The organism is Cellulomonas sp. IC4_254 (genome assembly GCF_011603975.1).
GTDB lineage: Bacteria > Actinomycetota > Actinomycetes > Actinomycetales > Cellulomonadaceae > Cellulomonas.
This window is the reverse complement of sequence record NZ_JAANNB010000070.1, coordinates 1-16877: the sequence shown is the minus strand read 5'-3', so window position 1 is coordinate 16877 and position 16877 is coordinate 1. Positions and strand designations below refer to the sequence as shown.

General features: G+C 74.1%; 14 protein-coding genes. 4 read left to right on the top strand and 10 right to left on the bottom strand.

The window, feature by feature from the left end; all coding sequences use genetic code 11:
• Positions 1-120: 120 nt before the first annotated feature.
• Both G6556_RS08930 and G6556_RS08925 read right to left on the bottom strand, forming a co-directional pair.
• Positions 121-1416 (bottom strand): extracellular solute-binding protein, encoded by a 1296-nt coding sequence (locus G6556_RS08930; RefSeq protein ID WP_166940516.1) that lies wholly within the window; start codon positions 1414-1416, stop codon positions 121-123.
• Between the two features lie 103 nt (positions 1417-1519).
• Positions 1520-2707 (bottom strand): ROK family transcriptional regulator, encoded by a 1188-nt coding sequence (locus tag G6556_RS08925; RefSeq protein ID WP_166940514.1) that lies wholly within the window; start codon positions 2705-2707, stop codon positions 1520-1522.
• Positions 2708-2868: 161 nt separating this feature from the next.
• Between G6556_RS08925 and G6556_RS08920 the strand changes: the two genes are divergently transcribed.
• The gene (locus G6556_RS08920) at positions 2869-3915 is read left to right on the top strand and encodes an LLM class flavin-dependent oxidoreductase (RefSeq protein WP_166940512.1); all 1047 of its coding nucleotides are present in this window, start codon (positions 2869-2871) and stop codon (positions 3913-3915) included.
• An 89-nt stretch (positions 3916-4004) separates the two neighbouring features.
• Positions 4005-5687 (top strand): glucose-6-phosphate isomerase, encoded by a 1683-nt coding sequence (gene pgi / locus G6556_RS08915; protein ID WP_166940510.1) that lies wholly within the window; start codon positions 4005-4007, stop codon positions 5685-5687.
• A gap of 204 nt (positions 5688-5891) precedes the next feature.
• On the opposite strand, the gene G6556_RS08910 is transcribed toward pgi, so the two are convergent.
• The 5 genes from G6556_RS08910 to G6556_RS08890 all read right to left on the bottom strand — a co-directional run bounded on the left by G6556_RS08910 (position 5892) and on the right by G6556_RS08890 (position 10997).
• A complete protein-coding gene (locus tag G6556_RS08910) occupies positions 5892-6245 on the bottom strand; it encodes a hypothetical protein (RefSeq protein WP_166940508.1) in 354 nt (117 codons plus the stop codon).
• Between the two features lie 161 nt (positions 6246-6406).
• Positions 6407-7174 carry a 16S rRNA (uracil(1498)-N(3))-methyltransferase gene (locus G6556_RS08905; protein WP_166940506.1) on the bottom strand — a complete coding sequence of 256 codons (768 nt, stop codon included), beginning with the start codon at positions 7172-7174 and terminating at the stop codon, positions 6407-6409.
• A gap of 2 nt (positions 7175-7176) precedes the next feature.
• Positions 7177-8310, bottom strand: coding sequence for a molecular chaperone DnaJ (gene dnaJ / locus G6556_RS08900; RefSeq protein WP_166940504.1), 1134 nt, complete (start codon positions 8308-8310; stop codon positions 7177-7179).
• A gap of 97 nt (positions 8311-8407) precedes the next feature.
• Positions 8408-9439, bottom strand: a complete 1032-nt coding sequence (gene hrcA, locus G6556_RS08895) for a heat-inducible transcriptional repressor HrcA (RefSeq protein WP_166940502.1) — start codon at positions 9437-9439, stop codon at positions 8408-8410.
• Between the two features lie 55 nt (positions 9440-9494).
• Positions 9495-10997, bottom strand: coding sequence for an MFS transporter (locus G6556_RS08890; protein WP_346774806.1), 1503 nt, complete (start codon positions 10995-10997; stop codon positions 9495-9497).
• Between the two features lie 49 nt (positions 10998-11046).
• On the opposite strand from G6556_RS08890, the gene G6556_RS08885 reads away from it, so the two are divergent.
• Positions 11047-11898 (top strand): DUF3097 domain-containing protein, encoded by an 852-nt coding sequence (locus G6556_RS08885; RefSeq protein WP_346774805.1) that lies wholly within the window; start codon positions 11047-11049, stop codon positions 11896-11898.
• A 16-nt stretch (positions 11899-11914) separates the two neighbouring features.
• Here G6556_RS08885 and G6556_RS19135 read toward each other — a convergent pair whose 3' ends face one another.
• A complete protein-coding gene (locus G6556_RS19135; protein ID WP_205693230.1) occupies positions 11915-12841 on the bottom strand; it encodes a hypothetical protein in 927 nt (308 codons plus the stop codon).
• Positions 12842-13002: 161 nt separating this feature from the next.
• Here G6556_RS19135 and G6556_RS08875 point away from each other — a divergent pair, with 161 nt between their 5' ends.
• Positions 13003-13452 (top strand): DUF4870 domain-containing protein, encoded by a 450-nt coding sequence (locus G6556_RS08875; RefSeq protein ID WP_166940496.1) that lies wholly within the window; start codon positions 13003-13005, stop codon positions 13450-13452.
• 104 nt (positions 13453-13556) lie between these two features.
• On the opposite strand, the gene hemW is transcribed toward G6556_RS08875, so the two are convergent.
• Entirely contained in the window at positions 13557-14801 is a 1245-nt protein-coding gene (hemW, locus tag G6556_RS08870) for a radical SAM family heme chaperone HemW (protein ID WP_166940494.1), read from the bottom strand.
• Complete coding sequence (gene lepA / locus G6556_RS08865) at positions 14798-16678, bottom strand: translation elongation factor 4 (protein ID WP_346774804.1); 1881 nt, start codon at positions 16676-16678, stop codon at positions 14798-14800. The genes hemW and lepA overlap by 4 nt, the downstream gene beginning before the upstream one ends.
• Positions 16679-16877 lie beyond the last annotated feature (199 nt).

Below are 16877 nucleotides of genomic sequence, written 5' to 3'. Positions count from 1 at the left end.
GGTGCCATGTCCACCACCGCGGCCCGGGGCGGGCCGCGGTGGTGGACATGGCACCTCTCCTGACGAGCGGTGGCCGGACGGTCCCGGCCGCGGGGCGCGTGCCCCGCGGCCGGGAGGACGTCACTGGCCGTTGAGCATCGGCGTGATCTTCTCGTCGTACTGCGCGGCGAGCTCGGTCACGTCACCGCCCTCGGCGATCGCCTGGAACAGCTCCTCGTAGACGAACGCCGCCTCGACGGCCGCCCAGCCCGGCGCGGCCGGGGTGAGCTTGGAGGCCGCCGCGGTCTCGATCATCGTCTGCGCGAACTTGTCGTCGCCGAGCGAGTCGACGTACTGCGAGTTCGCCGGGCCGAGGCCGTTCTCGCCGAGCATCTGCTGGTACTCGGGCGAGAAGATGATCCGCAGCAGGTTCTCGGACAGCTCCGGGTGCTGGGACTTGGCCGAGATGGCGATGTTCGAGCCGCCCGCGAAGACGGGCGCGATGCCGCCGTCGACGCCCGGCAGGGCGAAGATGTCGAACTTCGACTCGTCGGCCATGCCGTCGCGGACCTCCTCGCCGTCGTCGTTCGTGGTGAGGTCGCCGATCGACCAGCGGGCCCAGCCCGGCGCCATGATCGTCGCGGCGGCCGGGGCGGCGCCGTCGGCGCCGTCGTTCAGGAAGTCCCAGTACGCCACGTCGCGCTCGGTGGCCGGCACGTTGGACGAGCCCTGGTAGACCGCCTGCCACTGCTCGAGGCCCTTGACGGTGTTCGGGTCGGACAGCGTGGAGGTCCACTCGCCGCCGTCCTCGGTGGCGAGCTCGCCGCCGTTCGCGAACACCCAGGAGATGCCGTTGCGCCAGTCCTGGCCGCCGATCGCGAAGCCCGACTGGCTGTCGGTCTTGAGCGCCGCGACGTCCTGCGCGAACTCGTCGAGCGTCGTCGGCTTCTCCAGACCCGCGGCGGACCAGAGGTCCGCGCGGTAGAACATGTAGCGCGAGCCGAAGTAGTACGGCAGCGCGTAGTTCTTGCCGTCCGCCTTGCCGACCTCGACGAACGAGGGCAGCAGGTCGTCGCCGCCGAGCTCGTCGTACAGCGGGGTGAGGTCGCGGAACGCGCCGATGGTGGTGAACGTCGGCGACTGGGTGTTGCCGATCTCCACCACGTCCGGGGTGTTCTCGGCGTCCGGCAGCGCCGTCGTCAGCTTGGTGACGACGTCGTTCCAGTCCTGCTCCTCGATGGTGAGCGTGGACCCCGGGTTCTCCTCCTCGAAGGTCGTCTTGAGGTAGTCGCGCAGCTCGTCCGGGGTGTCCGCCCCGTTGAGCCACAGCGTGATGTCGGCGGCCTCGGGGGTCCCGTCGGACCCGGTCGAGCCGCCGTCGTCGCCCGACGAGCAGGCGGTCAGCACGAGCGCCGCCGCCACACCGACGGCTGCCATCCGTACGATCTTCACGTTGGTGTTCCTCCCTGATGCGAGGCGGGGCCTGCGAGCCCCGCCGGGGGTGGTGGTACCGGCACTGCAAGCGGTCGGCTCGGGGTCGTCACGTGACCCCGAGCTGACCGGACAGCACGAGGGCCGCGGCGCCGGAGAGCGCCCCGTCCTCGTCCAACGAACCCATCCGCAGCACGAGGTCCTGCCCCAGCAGGGGCAGGGTCCGGGCCCGGACCGTGGCGAGCGCCTCGACCCTGAGGGCTCCGTCCAGCAGCTCCGGGGGACCCGAGAGCAGGACCTCGGCGAGGTTGAGCGCACTGACGACGGGAGCGAGGGCGACACCCAGCTTCCGTCCGACCGACGCGAGGACCGCGTCGGACTCCTCGGGGCTGCGGCCGGCGGTGGCGCGGCGCAGCGCGGGCAGGGAGAGCAGGGTCTCCAGGCAGCCGGCGCGCCCGCACGCGCACGGCCGGGGCTCGGGGTCGCCGGCGCGCACGTCCCGGTCGTCGACCACGGTGACGTGCCCGATCTCCCCGGCCGCGTGCGCGCGGCCGCGCACCAGGGCGCCGTCCAGCACGATGCCGGCGCCCAGGCCCTGGCCGACGGTGACGACCATCAGGCCGGCGCCGGTCGCGCCGCCGTAGGTGTACTCCCCCAGCGCGTGGGTGTTCGCGTCGTTGGCGACCTGCACCGGCACGCCCAGCCGCTCGGCGAGCAGCGCGGCCAGCGGCAGGTCGTACCAGCCGCGGTTGGGCGCCTGCACGACCACCCCGGCCGCGTCGATGACGCCGGGCGACCCGATGCCGACGCCCACGACGGGGCGGTCCGCGGCGGCGAGCAGCTCGCGGCACAGGTCCTCGAGCACCGCGACGGCCTCGTCGCCGGTCCGGCCGTCGAGCGAGACGGTGCGCCGCGCGACGACCGCGCCGGTGAGCGTCATGACCGCGCCGCGCAGGCTGGCGTCGTCCGCGAGGTCGACGGCCACGACCTGGTACTCCTCGGTCCGCATCCCGACGAGCGTCGCGGGCTTGCCGACCTTCCCCTCGGGGCGGACGCCGAGCTCGGCCACCAGGCCCTCGGAGATGAGCACGGAGACCAGGTCCGAGACCGTGACCCGGGTCAGCCCGGTGCTGCGCGCGAGGTCGGCGCGGGACGACGGGCCCTGGTGGAACAGGTGCTGGAGGACGAGCGACCGGTTGTGCGCCCGGGCGTGCTCGGGGAGCACCTTGCCCGTCGGGCGGAGCGTGCGCCCGACCCCCCGGTGGCCCGGAGCGGCGGACGGCGTCGTCGTCGTCATGTTTGTTAGTAGACCTTCCTTACTAATCCGCCGTCAAGGAGTTCGTGTGACCGTGACCACTTCGTGACCGGGCGTTCACGGGCCCGACATCCGGCCCGCGCAGAGCGCCGGCGGCGGCCCCGATCGGGAATGCCGCGGGCGGTCCCCGCGCTGCACGGGGCATGGAGCTCGGCCTGTACACGTTCGGCGACGTCCACCCCGACCCGGTGACGGGCGCCCGCACCTCCCCCGCGCAGCGGCTGCGCGACGTCCTGGAGCGGGCCCGCCTGGCCGAGCAGGTCGGCCTCGACCACGTCGGGATCGGCGAGCACCACCGCCCCGACTACGCCATCTCCTCCCCCGCCACCGTGATCGCGGCCGCGCTCGCCCAGACCGAGCGGATCAGCGTCGGCAGCGCCGTGACGGTGCTGTCGACCGAGGACCCGGTGCGGCTCTACCAGCAGTTCGCGACGATGGACCTGCTGTCCGGGGGCCGGGTCGAGCTGCTCGCCGGGCGCGGGTCGTTCATCGAGTCATACCCGCTGTTCGGCGCCTCCCTCGACGACTACGACGAGCTGTTCGAGGAGAAGATCCGGCTGCTGCTGCGGATCGACCGCGGCAACCCGGTCACCTGGTCCGGCCGGTTCCGGCCCGCGCTGCACGCCGCCGAGGTGCTGCCGCGCCCGCTCGACAAGCCCGGCCTCGGCGAGCACCTGCGCATCGCGGTCGCCACCGGCGGCAACCCGGCGTCGTCCGACCGCGCCGGTCGCCTGGGCGTCCCGGTCTCGTACGCCATCATCGGCGGCCGGCCCGCCGACTTCGCCCCGCTCGTGCGGCTCTACCGGGCCGCGCACACCGAGGCCGGCCACCACCCCGCCACCCAGCGCGTCGAGGTCGCGGGCATGGGGTTCGTCGCCGACGACGCGAAGCAGGCGCGCGAGTTCTTCTTCCCCTACTGGCTCGACTCCATGCGCCGGATCGCCGCCGAGCGCGGGTTCGCGATCCCGAACCGCATCGCGTTCGAGTCCCAGGCCGCCAAGGGCGGGGCGTACTTCGTCGGCTCGCCCGAGGAGATCGCGGACCGGATCATCGCGCTGCACGCGGCGCTCGGGCACGACCGGCAGATCTTCCAGATGGACCTGAGCGGCGTCCCGCAGCGCGAGAGCCTGCGGGCGATCGAGCTCCTGGGCACCCGGGTCGCCCCGCTGGTGCGCGCCGCGCTGGGCTGAGCCCGACCCGGGCCGCACGTCCCGTTCGCCCACGGTCCCCGCCTCGATACGGTGGACCCCGTTCGATCTGCTTCCGAGAGGGACTCGCCGTGACTGCACCCGTCGACGCCACCACCACCGGCGCCTGGACCGCCCTGACCGCCCACGAGGAGGCGTTCATCCCCGACCTGCGGGGCTGGTTCGACGCCGACCCCGAGCGCGCGACGCGCCTGACCCGGCAGCTGGCCGACCTCACCGTCGACCTGTCGAAGAACCTCGTCACCGACGAGACCCTGTCCCTGCTGCTCGCGCTCGCCGACCAGGTCGGGCTGAAGGGCCGCCTGGACGCGATGTTCGCCGGCGAGCACATCAACGTCACCGAGGACCGCGCCGTGCTGCACACCGCGCTGCGCCGCCCGGCCGACGCCGAGCCGCCGCTGGTGGTCGACGGCCAGGACGTCGACGCCGACGTGCAGGAGGTGCTCGGCAAGATCGCCGCGTTCGCCGACAAGGTGCGCTCCGGCGAGTGGACCGGCGTCACCGGCGAGCGCGTCGCGACCGTCGTCAACATCGGCATCGGCGGCTCGGACCTCGGCCCGGTCATGGCGTACGAGGCGCTCAAGCCGTACGTGCAGGACGGCCTCGAGGTGCGGTTCGTGTCGAACATCGACCCGACCGACATCGCCGAGAAGACCAAGGACCTCGACCCGACGACGACGCTGTTCATCGTCGCGTCCAAGACCTTCGGCACGCTGGAGACGCTGACCAACGCGCGGCTCGCCCGCGACTGGCTGTGGCAGGGCCTGGTCGCCGCCGGCGCGATCGAGGACACCGAGGAGGCCCGCACCGGCGCGGTCGCCAAGCACTTCGTCGCGGTGTCGACGGCGCTCGACAAGGTCGCCGCGTTCGGCATCGACCCGGAGAACGCGTTCGGGTTCTGGGACTGGGTCGGCGGCCGCTACTCGGTCGACTCCGCGATCGGCACCTCGCTCGCCATCGCGATCGGCCCGGACGCGTTCGGCGAGTTCCTCGAGGGCTTCCACGCCGTCGACGAGCACGTCCGCAGCACGCCGTTCGACCAGAACGTGCCGGTCCTCATGGGCCTGCTGAACGTCTGGTACGTCAACTTCCTCGACGCGCACACGCACGCCGTCCTGCCGTACGCCCAGTACCTGCACCGGTTCCCGGCGTACCTGCAGCAGCTGACCATGGAGTCGAACGGCAAGTCGGTCCGCTGGGACGGCACCCCCGTGACGACCGAGACCGGCGAGGTGTTCTGGGGCGAGCCCGGCACCAACGGCCAGCACGCGTTCTACCAGCTGATCCACCAGGGCACGCGGCTGATCCCGGCGGACTTCATCGCGGTCGCCAACCCGGCGCACCCGCTCAAGGACGGCGGCACCGACGTGCACGCGCTGTTCCTGGCGAACTTCTTCGCGCAGACCAAGGCGCTCGCGTTCGGCAAGACCGCCGACGAGGTGCGCGCCGAGGGCACCGCGGAGGAGATCGTCCCGGCCCGGGTGTTCTCCGGGAACCGCCCGACGACCTCGATCCTGGCGCCGGCGCTGACCCCGTCGGTGCTCGGCCAGCTCATCGCGCTGTACGAGCACATCACGTTCGTCGAGGGCGTGGTGTGGGGCATCGACTCGTTCGACCAGTGGGGCGTCGAGCTCGGCAAGAAGCTCGCGCTCGAGATCGCCCCGGCGGTCGAGGGCGACGCGGACGCGCTGGCCGGCCAGGACCCGTCGACGCGCTCGCTGATCGCGCGCTACCTGGAGCTGCGCGAGGGCTGACGGCCCCGCGCGGCGCCGACTGCCGCGACGGCAGCGACTGCGGCGAGTGCAGCGGCTGCGGCGAGTGCAGCGGCTGCGGCGACTGCACACCGGACACGTCGAGTGCCTATCCCGTGGATAGGCACTCGACGTGTTTCGTAGGCGCTCGCGGACGGACGACGCCGCGGGCGCAGCGGCCGAGCGACGCGGCGGGCGCGGTGGGCGTCAGGCCACGGGGCGGGGGCGGCGGCCCAGCAGGTCGTCCAGCGGGTCGCCGCGGTCCTCGACCTGCGTGGGCACCGGGGGCGCGCCGAGGCCCGCGTCGACGGGCGGGAGCACCGGGCCGCCGACGAGCACCGTCGGCTGCGGCACCGGGATGCCGTCCGCGTCGGGCCACCGGGCCGCCTCGGCACCGGACCGCCGGCGGCGCGCACGGACGTACCCGCGCAGGCCGACCCCGACCAGCACGGTGGCGAGGACGGCGGCCTCGTAGGCGAGCACGACCTGCGCGTACAACGTCAACCACACCTGGAGCGCCAGCACGGCCACGCCGGCCAGCACGACGACCACCCGTCCCATGAGACCCCCCTCGGCTCATCAGCGCTGCGGTGCGTGCGGCAGGCCAGCGTCCCGCCGATCGCCCGCGGGGTCAAGCCCTCCGGGTGAGCCCAGGTCAGCGCGTCCCCCGCCCGGATCACCCGCTCGCGACCGGGTCCTGGCCCGGCCGCCCGGGCCGCGCGTCAGCCCCAGCGCCCCAGCCGCTGCGCGAGCAGCGCCAGCGCCACGGGGCCGGCGGTGGACGTCCGCAGGACGTGCGGGCCGAGCAGCACCGGCTGCGCCCCGGCGTCCACGAGGTCGGCGAGCTCGCGCTCCGCGATCCCGCCCTCGGGCCCGACCACGACCAGCACGTCGGCGGTCGTCCCGGGCGCGGGCAGGGTGGCGGCGGCGAGCGGCGTGGTCGCCTCCTCGTGCAGCACGAGCACCGCGCCGCCGGACTCGACCACCTCGCGCGCCCGGCGGACGAGCGCGGCGGTCGTCAGCGCGAGGTCGACGCCGGGCACGTGCGCCCGGCGCGCCTGCTTGGCCGCGGCCCGGACCGTGCCGAGCCAGCGCGCCCGGCTCTTGGCGGCACGGTCGCCGCGCCACACGACGATCGACCGCTCGGCCTGCCACGGCACGACGCCGTCGGCGCCGACCTCGGTGGCGGCCTCGATGGCCATCTCGTCGCGGTCGCCCTTGGCGAGCGCCTGCACCAGCACGAGCCGCGGCGCGGGCGCCGGCTCGACCACGAGCTCCCGGACGCGCAGGTGCACGCCCTCGGGCCCGGCGGCCTCGACCTCGCCGACCAGCCGGGTGCCGGCGCCGTCGACGACGTCGACCCGCTCCCCCGGCGCCCGGCGCTGCACGACGCCCGCGTGCCGCCCCTCGGCGCCGGCGAGCAGGTACGTGCCCCCGGCGGCGAGCGCGTCGAGGTCGCCCGGCTCCGCCAGGAAGACCGGAGCGGTCACCCTCAGCGCCCGGCGAGCTTGTCGCGGAGCTTGGCGAACACGCCGCCGCCGGAGGCCGACAGCCGCGCCTCGGGGCGCTCCTCGCCACGCAGGCCGGCGAGCCGGCGCAGCAGCTCGGCCTGCTCGTCGTCCAACGACGTGGGCACGTGGACGTCCACGTGCACGTGCAGGTCGCCGCGGCCGCCGGCGTGCAGGTGGCCGACGCCGAGGCCGCGCAGCGTGACGACCTGCGCGGGCTGGGTGCCCGGGCGCAGGTCGACCTCCTGCGGGCCGTCGAGGGTGTCGAGGGTGAGCACGGTGCCGAGCGCCGCCGCGGTCATCGGGACCTCGAGCGTGCAGTGCAGGTCGTCGCCCTCGCGGACGAACGTCTCGTGCTTGCGCTCGCGCACCTCGAGGTAGATGTCGCCCGCGGGGCCGCCGGCGGGGCCGACCTCGCCCTGCGCGGTGAGCTTGATCCGCGTGCCGGTGTCGACGCCGGCCGGGACGTCGACCTCGAGGGTGCGGCGCGAGCGGACGCGGCCCTCGCCGGCGCACTCGGTGCACGGCTCGGGGATGACGGTGCCGAACCCGTGGCACGCAGCGCAGGGCTGGGAGGTCATGACCTGGCCGAGGAACGACCGGGCGACCCGCTGCACGGAGCCGCGGCCGCCGCAGACGTCGCAGGTGCGCGGCGAGGTGCCCGGGCGGCAGCAGGAGCCGTCGCAGGTCGGGCAGACCACGGCCGTCTCGACCGGGACCTCGCGGTGCGTGCCGAACGTCGCCTCGGCGAGGTCGATGTCGAGGCGCAGCAGCGCGTCCTGGCCGCGGCGGGCCCGCGGGATCGGGCCGCGCTGGGCGCCCGCACCGGCCGCGGCGCCGAAGAACGTCTCGAAGATGTCCTGGAAGCCGAAGCCGCCCTGGCCGCCCATGCCGCCGCCGGGGGCTGACGGGTCGGCGCCGAGGTCGTACATGCGGCGCTTCTCGGGGTTCGAGAGCACCTCGTACGCGCGCGACACGTCCTTGAACCGGTCCTCGGAGCCGGCGTCCGCACCCGCGACGTCGGGGTGCAGCTCGCGCGCGAGGCGGCGGTAGGCCTTCTTGATCTGCTCGGGCGTGGCGTCACGCTCGACGCCGAGCACCTCGTAGTAGTCGCTCACTCGTCACTTCCTGTGCGTGTGTCGTCCTCGCGCGCGTGCGCGGGTCGGGCGTTGTCTGCTGAACGTGCGCGGGCCCGGGTCGGTGCCCGCCCGGCGCTCATCCGGCGAGGATCCGGGACAGGTACCGGGCGACGGCGCGCACCGACGCGATGGTCCCGGGGTAGTCCATGCGGAGCGGGCCGACGGAGCCGATCCGCGCGACCGCGGTCCCCCCGCCGTCGGGCCCGCCGTACCCGGTGGTGACGAAGCTCGTCTCCACCAGCCCCTCGTGCTGGGTCTCGCGGCCGATCCGGACGGAGACCGCGGCCTCGTCCTCGGCCATCTCGCCGAGCAGGCGCAGCAGGACGACCTGCTCCTCCAGCGCCTCCAGGACGGGGCTGATCGTGTGCGCGAAGTCCGCGCCGCCGCCGCGCACCAGGTTCGCGGTGCCCGCCAGGACGACGCGCTCCTCGCTCTCCTGGGACAGCGTGTCCTCGACCACGGCGACGACGCCCCGCACGAGCGGGCCGTCCACCGGGGCGAAGTCGTCGGCCAGGTCGGACAGCGCGGTGCCGAGCTCGGCGAGCCGCCGGCCCGCGGCCGCGGTGTTGAGCCGGACGCGCAGCCGCGCCACGGTGCCGACGTCGAGCGGGTCCGGCACCTCGATGGTGCGCTGCTCGACGCGGCCGTGGTCGGTGATGATGACGACCAGCAGGTGCCGGTCGCCGACCGGCACCAGCTCGACGTGCCGCAGCGCGGTGCGGCGCAGCGACGGGTACTGCACGACGGCGACCTGGTGGGTCAGCTGCGCGAGCAGCCGCACTGAGCGGTCGACCACGTCGTCCAGGTCGGCCGCGTCCTCCAGGAACGTCTCGATCGCGCGGCGCTCGGGCGCGGACAGCGGCTTGATGGTCGCCAGCCGGTCGACGAACAGCCGGTAGCCCTTGTCGGTCGGCACGCGGCCGGCCGAGGTGTGCGGCTGCACGATGAGGCCGGCGTCCTCGAGGGCCGCCATGTCGTTGCGGATCGTCGCGGGCGACACCCCGAGGGAGTGCCGCTCCACCAGGGCGCGGGAGCCGACGGGCTCGCGGGTGGCGACGTAGTCCTCCACGATCGCCCGCAGCACGTCCAGCCTGCGGTCCTCGCTCATCGCCACCTCCCCGGCCGGCGCTCGTCCTGGCACTCGTTCTGACCGAGTGCCAATTCTACGCGTCCGCCGGCGCGGTCGCCGCGTCCCGCCGCCGGGCCCGGAGGTCGAGCACGCCGACGACGAGGGCCACCGCGACGAGCGACACCGTCAGCAGCAGCGCCCGCCCGGCCGCGACGCTGCCGTCGACGCCCGAGGCCAGCGCCGAGTAGTAGGTCGACAGCGCGACCGCGACGCCGAGCGCCGAGCCGACCCGCTGGCCGACCTGCAGCATGCTGCCCGCGACGCCCGCCCGCTCGACCGGCACCCGGGCCAGCGTGAGGGTCTGGTTGGGCGCGATGACCAGGCCGCTGCCCGCGCCCGCGACCATCTGGGTCGCGGCCATCACGAACCCGACGGCCGGCGGCTCGACCAGCCGGATCGCCAGGTCGGTCCCGACGAGGCCCGTGACGACCAGGACCAGGCCGATGACGACCAGCGCCCGGCCGCGGTTGGCGACCAGCCGGCCCGAGCGCTGCGCCGAGACGGCCGAGGCGATCGCGAACGGCATGTTGACGAGCCCCGCCTGCAGCGGCGTGAACCCGGCGACCTGCTGCAGGTAGAGCGTCGCGACCAGGAACACCGAGGTGAACCCGCCGAAGTACGCGATGCCGAGCAGCGCGCCGTTCCGGAACGACGGCTCGCCGAGCACCCGCGGGTCGAGCACGGCGGCGCCCGTGCGCCGCTGGTACCGGCGCTCCCACAGCACGGTGGCCACGCCGACGACGGCCGCGACGGCGAGCCACCACCAGCGGGCCGGGTCGTCGCCGCCCTCCCCCGTCGTCGTGACGAACGGCACCATGACGGCGGCGGCGGTCAGCGCGACGCCGGTGAGGCCGACGCCGTCCAGCCGGGGCCGGCCGCGCGGGCCGAGGGAGCCCGCGGACCCGGGGACCGCGCCGCGCGGCAGGAACTTCACGGCGAACGGCAGCACGACCGCGATCACCGGCACGTTGACGAAGAACACCCAGCGCCAGCCCTCCTCGGCGCCGAACGCCTGGATGATCAGGCCGCCGAGCAGCGGGCCCAGCGCGGTCGACACCCCGATCGTCGCACCGAAGTAGCCGAACGCCTTCCCGCGCTCGTAGCCGGAGAACAGCTGCTGGATCGTGCCGACCACCTGCGGGTTCAGCAGGCCCGCGCTCATCCCCTGCAGCAGCCGGGCGACGGCGAGCAGCTCGTCCGACGGGGCGAGGCCCGCGCCCAGGCTGGTCAGCGCGAAGCCGGTGAGGCCGAGCAGGAACAGGCCGCGCCGCCCGCGCGCGTCGCCGAGCCGCCCCGCGGGCACCAGCACCAGGCCGAACGCCAGCGTGTAGCCCGCGACGATGAGCTGGAGCTGGCTCGCGCCGGCGTCCAGGCTCCGCTCGATCGACGGCAGCGCGACGTTCACGATCGAGACGTCGAGCATCGTGATGAACCCGATCGCCAGGCAGACCCCGAGGGCGCGCCACCGGTGCGGGTCGGGCTCCGGCCGGGTCGCGGTACCGGGGCGGTCGGGGTGCTGCGCGGGGCTCGACGTCACCGTCGTGTCGTACCACGTGGGCCACCGGTCGGCACCTAGGCTGCCGCGGGTGACCGACCACTACGGACCCGACGTGCTCTCCGGGACGTCCCCGAGGACGCACCGCCGCCCCACCTCCACCCCGACGCCCGCCGAGCGCGGCCTGGTCGTCGAGGAGGTCACGACCGGCTGGGTCGGGGCCGTCGTCCGGGTCGAGAAGTCCGGCGGCGAGCACGTCGTCGTCCTCGAGGACCGGCGCGGGCGGACCCGCACCTTCCGGCTCGGCCCGGGGTTCTGGGTGGACGGCAAGCCGGTCGAGCTGGTGCCGCCGCGGCCGACCGCGCCCACGGGGCCGAAGCGCACCGCGTCCGGGTCCCTCGCGACCGCCGACCAGCGCGCGCGGGTCGCCATCGGCAGCCGGATCTGGGTCGAGGGCAAGCACGACGCCGAGCTCGTCGAGAAGGTCTGGGGCGACGACCTGCGGGCCGAGGGCGTCGTGGTCGAGCTGCTCGACGGCGTGGACAACCTGGTCGACGCCCTCCGGGACTTCCGCCCCGGCCCCGGCAAGAAGGTCGGCGTGCTCGTCGACCACCTGGTGCCGGGCTCCAAGGAGCAGCGGATCGCCGACGAGGCCGCCCGCACGGTGCCCGCCGGGACGCTGCTCGTGCTCGGGCACCCCTACGTCGACGTCTGGCAGGCCGTGAAGCCCGCGCGCGTCGGGCTCACCGCGTGGCCGACCATCGAGCGCGGCACCGAGTGGAAGCGCGGCATCCTGCGCGAGCTCGGCTGGCCCGCCGACGAGCAGGCCGACGTCGCCCGCGCCTGGCAGCGCATCCTGCGCTCCGTGCGGTCCTACGCCGACCTGGAGCCGTCGCTGCTCGGCCGGGTCGAGGAGCTGATCGACTTCGTGACGGCGCCCTGACGCCGACCGTCCCGCGTCAGGGGGCGACCGGCTGGTCCTGCAGCCGGCGGTACATCCACGTCGTCGCCAGCAGGCCGACGGGGAACGACACCAGCTGGCCGACGCCGCACAGCGCGGAGCCGATCAGGTTCGCCGCGTAGACCGCCAGGAACAGCAGCACGACCGCGCTGAGGTTGCGGGTCACCAGCGTGAAGCTGGCCCGGATCGCGTCCACGGGTGCCATCCGCCGGTCGATCACGAAGAACAGCGTGAACTGGGCGAGGAACGCGAACACCAGCCCCGGGATCACGAACAGCAGGGTGCCCACCGCGGTGCCCAGCCCGACGAGCAGCGCGGCGACGACCACCTTGCCGAACTCGTCGAACCGGAAGAACGTCCCGATCTCGATCCGGCGGCCGTCCGCGACCTCCAGCGACGCGCGCGTCACGCCGGCCTGCATGAAGGCGGACAGCAGCAGGATCACGGCCAGGACCACCAGGTAGCCGAACACCAGGCCGAAGCCCGCGCCGTTCCGCAGCTCCTGGGTCTCCGGGTCGACGCTCGCGACCGTGCCGCCCAGGATCACGGCGAACAGCACCGCCGAGGCCACGCCGATCACGACGAGGTAGGCGAGGACGCCGAGCAGGAACGGACCGACCTGCTGGGTGAACTTGGTCCAGCCCCAGCTGAACGCGTCGCCGACGCCCGTGCCCGTGGTGGGGGCGCCGTAGGCGGGCTGGGCGTAGGCGGGCTGGCCGTACCCGGGCTGGCCGTACCCCGGCTGGCCGTAGGGCTGCTGGGCGTACGGCTGCTGGGGCGGGTACGGCTGGCCGGGCGGGGGCTGCTGGCCGTACGGCTGCTGCGGCGGGTACGGCTGACCCGGCGGCGGGCCGGCGGGCGGCTGCCCCTGGGGCGGCTGCGGCTCGTCGTCGCGCGGCGGTGTGCTGCCGGGGTTCTCGGTCATCGCGTGCCCTCCTGGTCGGCTCGGCGTCGCCCGTCGGGTCAGCGAACCGAAGGCGACCGCCGGGTGTCAAGGTGGCCCATTCCTGGACAGAGGGGGACGAATGACCCGGTCACACCGCTACGCTTCGACCGCCCGGACCCGCAGCACCCACGAGGAGACGCATGTCGTACGACCAGCAGCCGCCCGCGGGCGGTCAGCCCCAGGAGCCGTTCGGCGGTCAGCCGCAGCAGCCGTACGGCGGCCAGCCCCAGCAGCCCTACGGCGCCCAGCCGCAGCAGCCGCTGCGCCCGGACGAGGAGAAGACCTGGTCGCTGCTCGCGCACCTGGGCGGGATCCTGTTCGGCTTCCTCGCGCCCCTCGTCGTCTGGCTCGTCTTCAAGGGCCGTGGCCCGTTCCTGGACGATCAGGCCAAGGAGGCGCTGAACTTCCAGATCGCCGTGACCATCGCGTACGTCGCCGCGTGGATCCTCAGCATCGTCTCGGTCGGGATCCTCGCGTTCCTGCCGTTCGTGGTGTGGGTCGCCAGCCTGGTGTTCGCGATCCTCGCGGCCGTGGCCGTCAACAAGGGCCAGTGGTACCGCTACCCGGTCACCCTGCGCCTGGTGAAGTGACCCCCACGCGCTAGCAGCACCCCCGGGTGGAGCGTCCTGCCCGACACGCCGCGGCGTGTCGGGCGGGGCGCTCCACTCGTCTCCGGCGGTCGACCCGCGAGCGGTCAGTCCGCGAGCGACCGGACCACGGCGTCTGCGAGCAGCCGGCCGCGCCGCGTCAGGCGCACCCGCCGCCCCGGCACCTCCGCGGCCCCCAGCGCGGCCCGGGGGTCCACGAGACCGTCGGCCACCAGGCCGGCGACCCGCGTGCGCGCGGCCGGGCTGAGCACGTCGACCGGCAGCCCCTCGCTCAGCCGCACCCCGAGCATGACCCGCTCGAGCCGCGCCGACGCGTCCTCGACGGTCTCCCGCCCCGCCGCGGGGCTCTCGCCCGCGGCGAGCCGCGCCGCGTAGGCCCGCGGGTGCTTGACGTTCCACCACCGCACGCCGCCGACGTGGCTGTGCGCGCCGGGGCCGACGCCCCACCAGTCGTCGTTCCGCCAGTAGGCGAGGTTGTGCCGGCACGCGTCCGCGGGGGTGCGCGCCCAGTTGCTCACCTCGTACCAGCGCAGGCCGGCCTCGGTGAGCAGGCCGTCGGCGAGCTCGTACTTCGCGGCCTGGTCGTCCTCGTCGGGCAGCGCGAGGTCCCCCCGGCGCACCTGGACGGCCATCTTCGTGCCCTGCTCGACGACCAGCGCGTACGCCGAGACGTGGTCGACGCCGGTGGCCAGCGCCGTCTCCAGCGAGGTCCGCCAGTCGGCGAGCGACTCCCCCGGCGTGCCGTAGATGAGGTCGAGCGACACCGCCAGGCCCGCGTCCCGCGCCCAGCGCACGACGTCCGGGATGCGCCGCGGGTCGTGCGTGCGCTCCAGCGTCGCGAGCACGTGCGGCACCGCCGACTGCATCCCGAACGACACGCGCGTGAACCCACCCCGGCGCAGCTCCGCCAGCGACTCCGGGGTCACCGAGTCGGGATTGGCCTCGGTGGTGACCTCGGCGTCGTCGGCCAGGCCCCAGGCGGCGCGGACCCCGTCGAGCATCCGCACGAGATCGCCCGCGGGCAGCACCGTCGGGGTGCCGCCGCCGACGAACACGGTCGACGCCGGCCGCTCCGGCAGCCCCGCGGCGCGCATCACGCGGGCACCCAGCGCGATCTCGGCCAGCGCGGTGTCCGCGTAGGCCACCTGGGACGCGCCGCCGCCGAGCTCGGTCGCCGTGTACGTGTTGAAGTCGCAGTACCCGCAGCGCACCGTGCAGAACGGCACGTGCAGGTACACGCCGAACCCGCGGCGGTCCGCTCCGTCCCGCACGCTCGGCGGGAGGGCGCCGTCCGCGGGAGCGGCGTCCCCCTCCGGGAGCGCCGGGCTCACTTCTTCTTCGCGTCCTTGGCGTCCTTGGCGCCACCCGCATCGGACGACAGCGCGGCGATGAAAGCCTCCTGCGGCACGTCGACCCGGCCGATGGTCTTCATGCGCTTCTTGCCCTCCTTCTGCTTCTCCAGCAGCTTCCGCTTGCGGGTGATGTCGCCGCCGTAGCACTTGGCGAGGACGTCCTTGCGGATCGCGCGGATGGTCTCTCGGGCGATGACGCGCGAGCCGACGGCCGCCTGGATCGGCACCTCGAACTGCTGGCGCGGGATGAGGTCCTTGAGCTTGGACGCCATCATCACGCCGTACGCGTACGCCTTGTCCTTGTGCACGATCGAGCTGAACGCGTCGACCTGCTCGCCCTGCAGCAGGATGTCGACCTTCACCAGGTCCGCGACCTGCTCGCCCACGGGCTCGTAGTCGAGGCTCGCGTAGCCGCGGGTCCGGGACTTCAGCTGGTCGAAGAAGTCGAACACGATCTCCGCGAGCGGCAGCGTGTAGCGCATCTCGACGCGGTCCTCGGACAGGTAGTCCATGCCCAGCAGGTCGCCGCGCTTGCCCTGGCAGAGCTCCATGATCGCGCCGATGAACTCGCTCGGGGCGAGGATCGTCGACTTCACGATCGGCTCCCGCACCTCGCGGATCTTGCCGCCCGGGAACTCGCTCGGGTTGGTGACGGTGACCACCGTGCGGTCCTCCATCGTCACCTCGTAGACCACGTTGGGCGCCGTCGAGATGAGGTCGAGGTTGAACTCGCGCTCCAGCCGCTCCCGGATGATCTCGAGGTGCAGCAGGCCGAGGAACCCGACGCGGAACCCGAAGCCCAGCGCGACCGACGTCTCCGGCTCGTAGTTCAGCGCGGCGTCGTTGAGCTTGAGCTTGTCGAGCGCGTCGCGCAGCACCGGGTAGTCGGAGCCGTCGATCGGGTACAGGCCCGAGAACACCATCGGCTTCGGGTCGGAGTAGCCGCCGATCGCCTCGGTGGCCGGCTTGCTGGCGTTCGTGACGGTGTCGCCGACCTTCGACTGGCGGACGTCCTTCACGCCGGTGATGAGGTAGCCCACCTCGCCGACGCCGAGGCCCTTGGTCACGACGGGCTCCGGGGAGATCACGCCGATCTCCAGCAGCTCGTGCGTGGCCTTGGTCGACATCATCGCGATCCGCTCGCGCGGGTTGAGGTTGCCGTCCTTGACCCGCACGTAGGTCACGACGCCGCGGTAGGTGTCGTAGACCGAGTCGAAGATCATCGCGCGCGCCGGGGCGTCCGGGTCGCCGACCGGGGCCGGGACCAGCTGGACGATCCGGTCCAGCAGCGCCTCGACGCCCTCGCCGGTCTTGCCCGACACCTTGAGGCAGTCCTCGGGGTCGCCGCCGATCAGGCCGGCCAGCTCCTCGGCGTACTTCTCCGGCTGCGCCGCCGGCAGGTCGATCTTGTTCAGCACCGGGATGATCTGGAGGTCGTTCTCCATCGCCAGGTACAGGTTGGCCAGCGTCTGCGCCTCGATGCCCTGCGCGGCGTCGACCAGCAGCACGGCGCCCTCGCACGCGGCGAGCGACCGGGACACCTCGTAGGTGAAGTCCACGTGCCCCGGGGTGTCGATCATGTTCAGCGCGTACGGGGTGTCACCGACCGCCCACGGCATCCGCACGGCCTGGGACTTGATCGTGATCCCGCGCTCGCGCTCGATGTCCATGCGGTCGAGGTACTGCGCGCGCATGGCGCGGGCCTCGACGACGCCGGTGAGCTGGAGCATGCGGTCGGCCAGCGTCGACTTGCCGTGGTCGATGTGCGCGATGATGCAGAAGTTGCGCAGCAGCTCCGGCGGGGTCGCCGCGGGGGCGATGCGCTGGGCCTGGGCGGCGCTCGGGATCGGGGACACGTGCTCCCTCGGTTTCGCAGGGTCGGACTGCCACCATGGTCCCATGCCCGCGCCCGAGACCCGAGCCGCGGCCGGACCGCGCCCCAGCGGCGCCCCCGGCCTCCCCGTACCGGGCACCGCCGCGGCAGCCGGCGGGACCGGGCTGCTGGAGGCGCTGGCGGCGGCGCAGGACGCCTTCGCCCGGCTGCTGGCCGGCACC

What these genes read in the sequence shown, in the direction of transcription:
- hrcA (WP_166940502.1), bottom strand. Translation starts at nt 9,439, where the DNA reads ATGAGCGAGGACCGCAGGCTGGACGTGCTGCGGGCGATCGTGGAGGAC.
- G6556_RS19135 (WP_205693230.1), bottom strand. Translation starts at nt 12,841, where the DNA reads ATGACCGAGAACCCCGGCAGCACACCGCCGCGCGACGACGAGCCGCAG.
- G6556_RS08930 (WP_166940516.1), bottom strand. Translation starts at nt 1,416, where the DNA reads ATGGCAGCCGTCGGTGTGGCGGCGGCGCTCGTGCTGACCGCCTGCTCG.
- G6556_RS08875 (WP_166940496.1), top strand. Translation starts at nt 13,003, where the DNA reads ATGTCGTACGACCAGCAGCCGCCCGCGGGCGGTCAGCCCCAGGAGCCG.
- G6556_RS08910 (WP_166940508.1), bottom strand. Translation starts at nt 6,245, where the DNA reads ATGGGACGGGTGGTCGTCGTGCTGGCCGGCGTGGCCGTGCTGGCGCTC.
- G6556_RS08925 (WP_166940514.1), bottom strand. Translation starts at nt 2,707, where the DNA reads ATGACGACGACGACGCCGTCCGCCGCTCCGGGCCACCGGGGGGTCGGG.
- G6556_RS08920 (WP_166940512.1), top strand. Translation starts at nt 2,869, where the DNA reads ATGGAGCTCGGCCTGTACACGTTCGGCGACGTCCACCCCGACCCGGTG.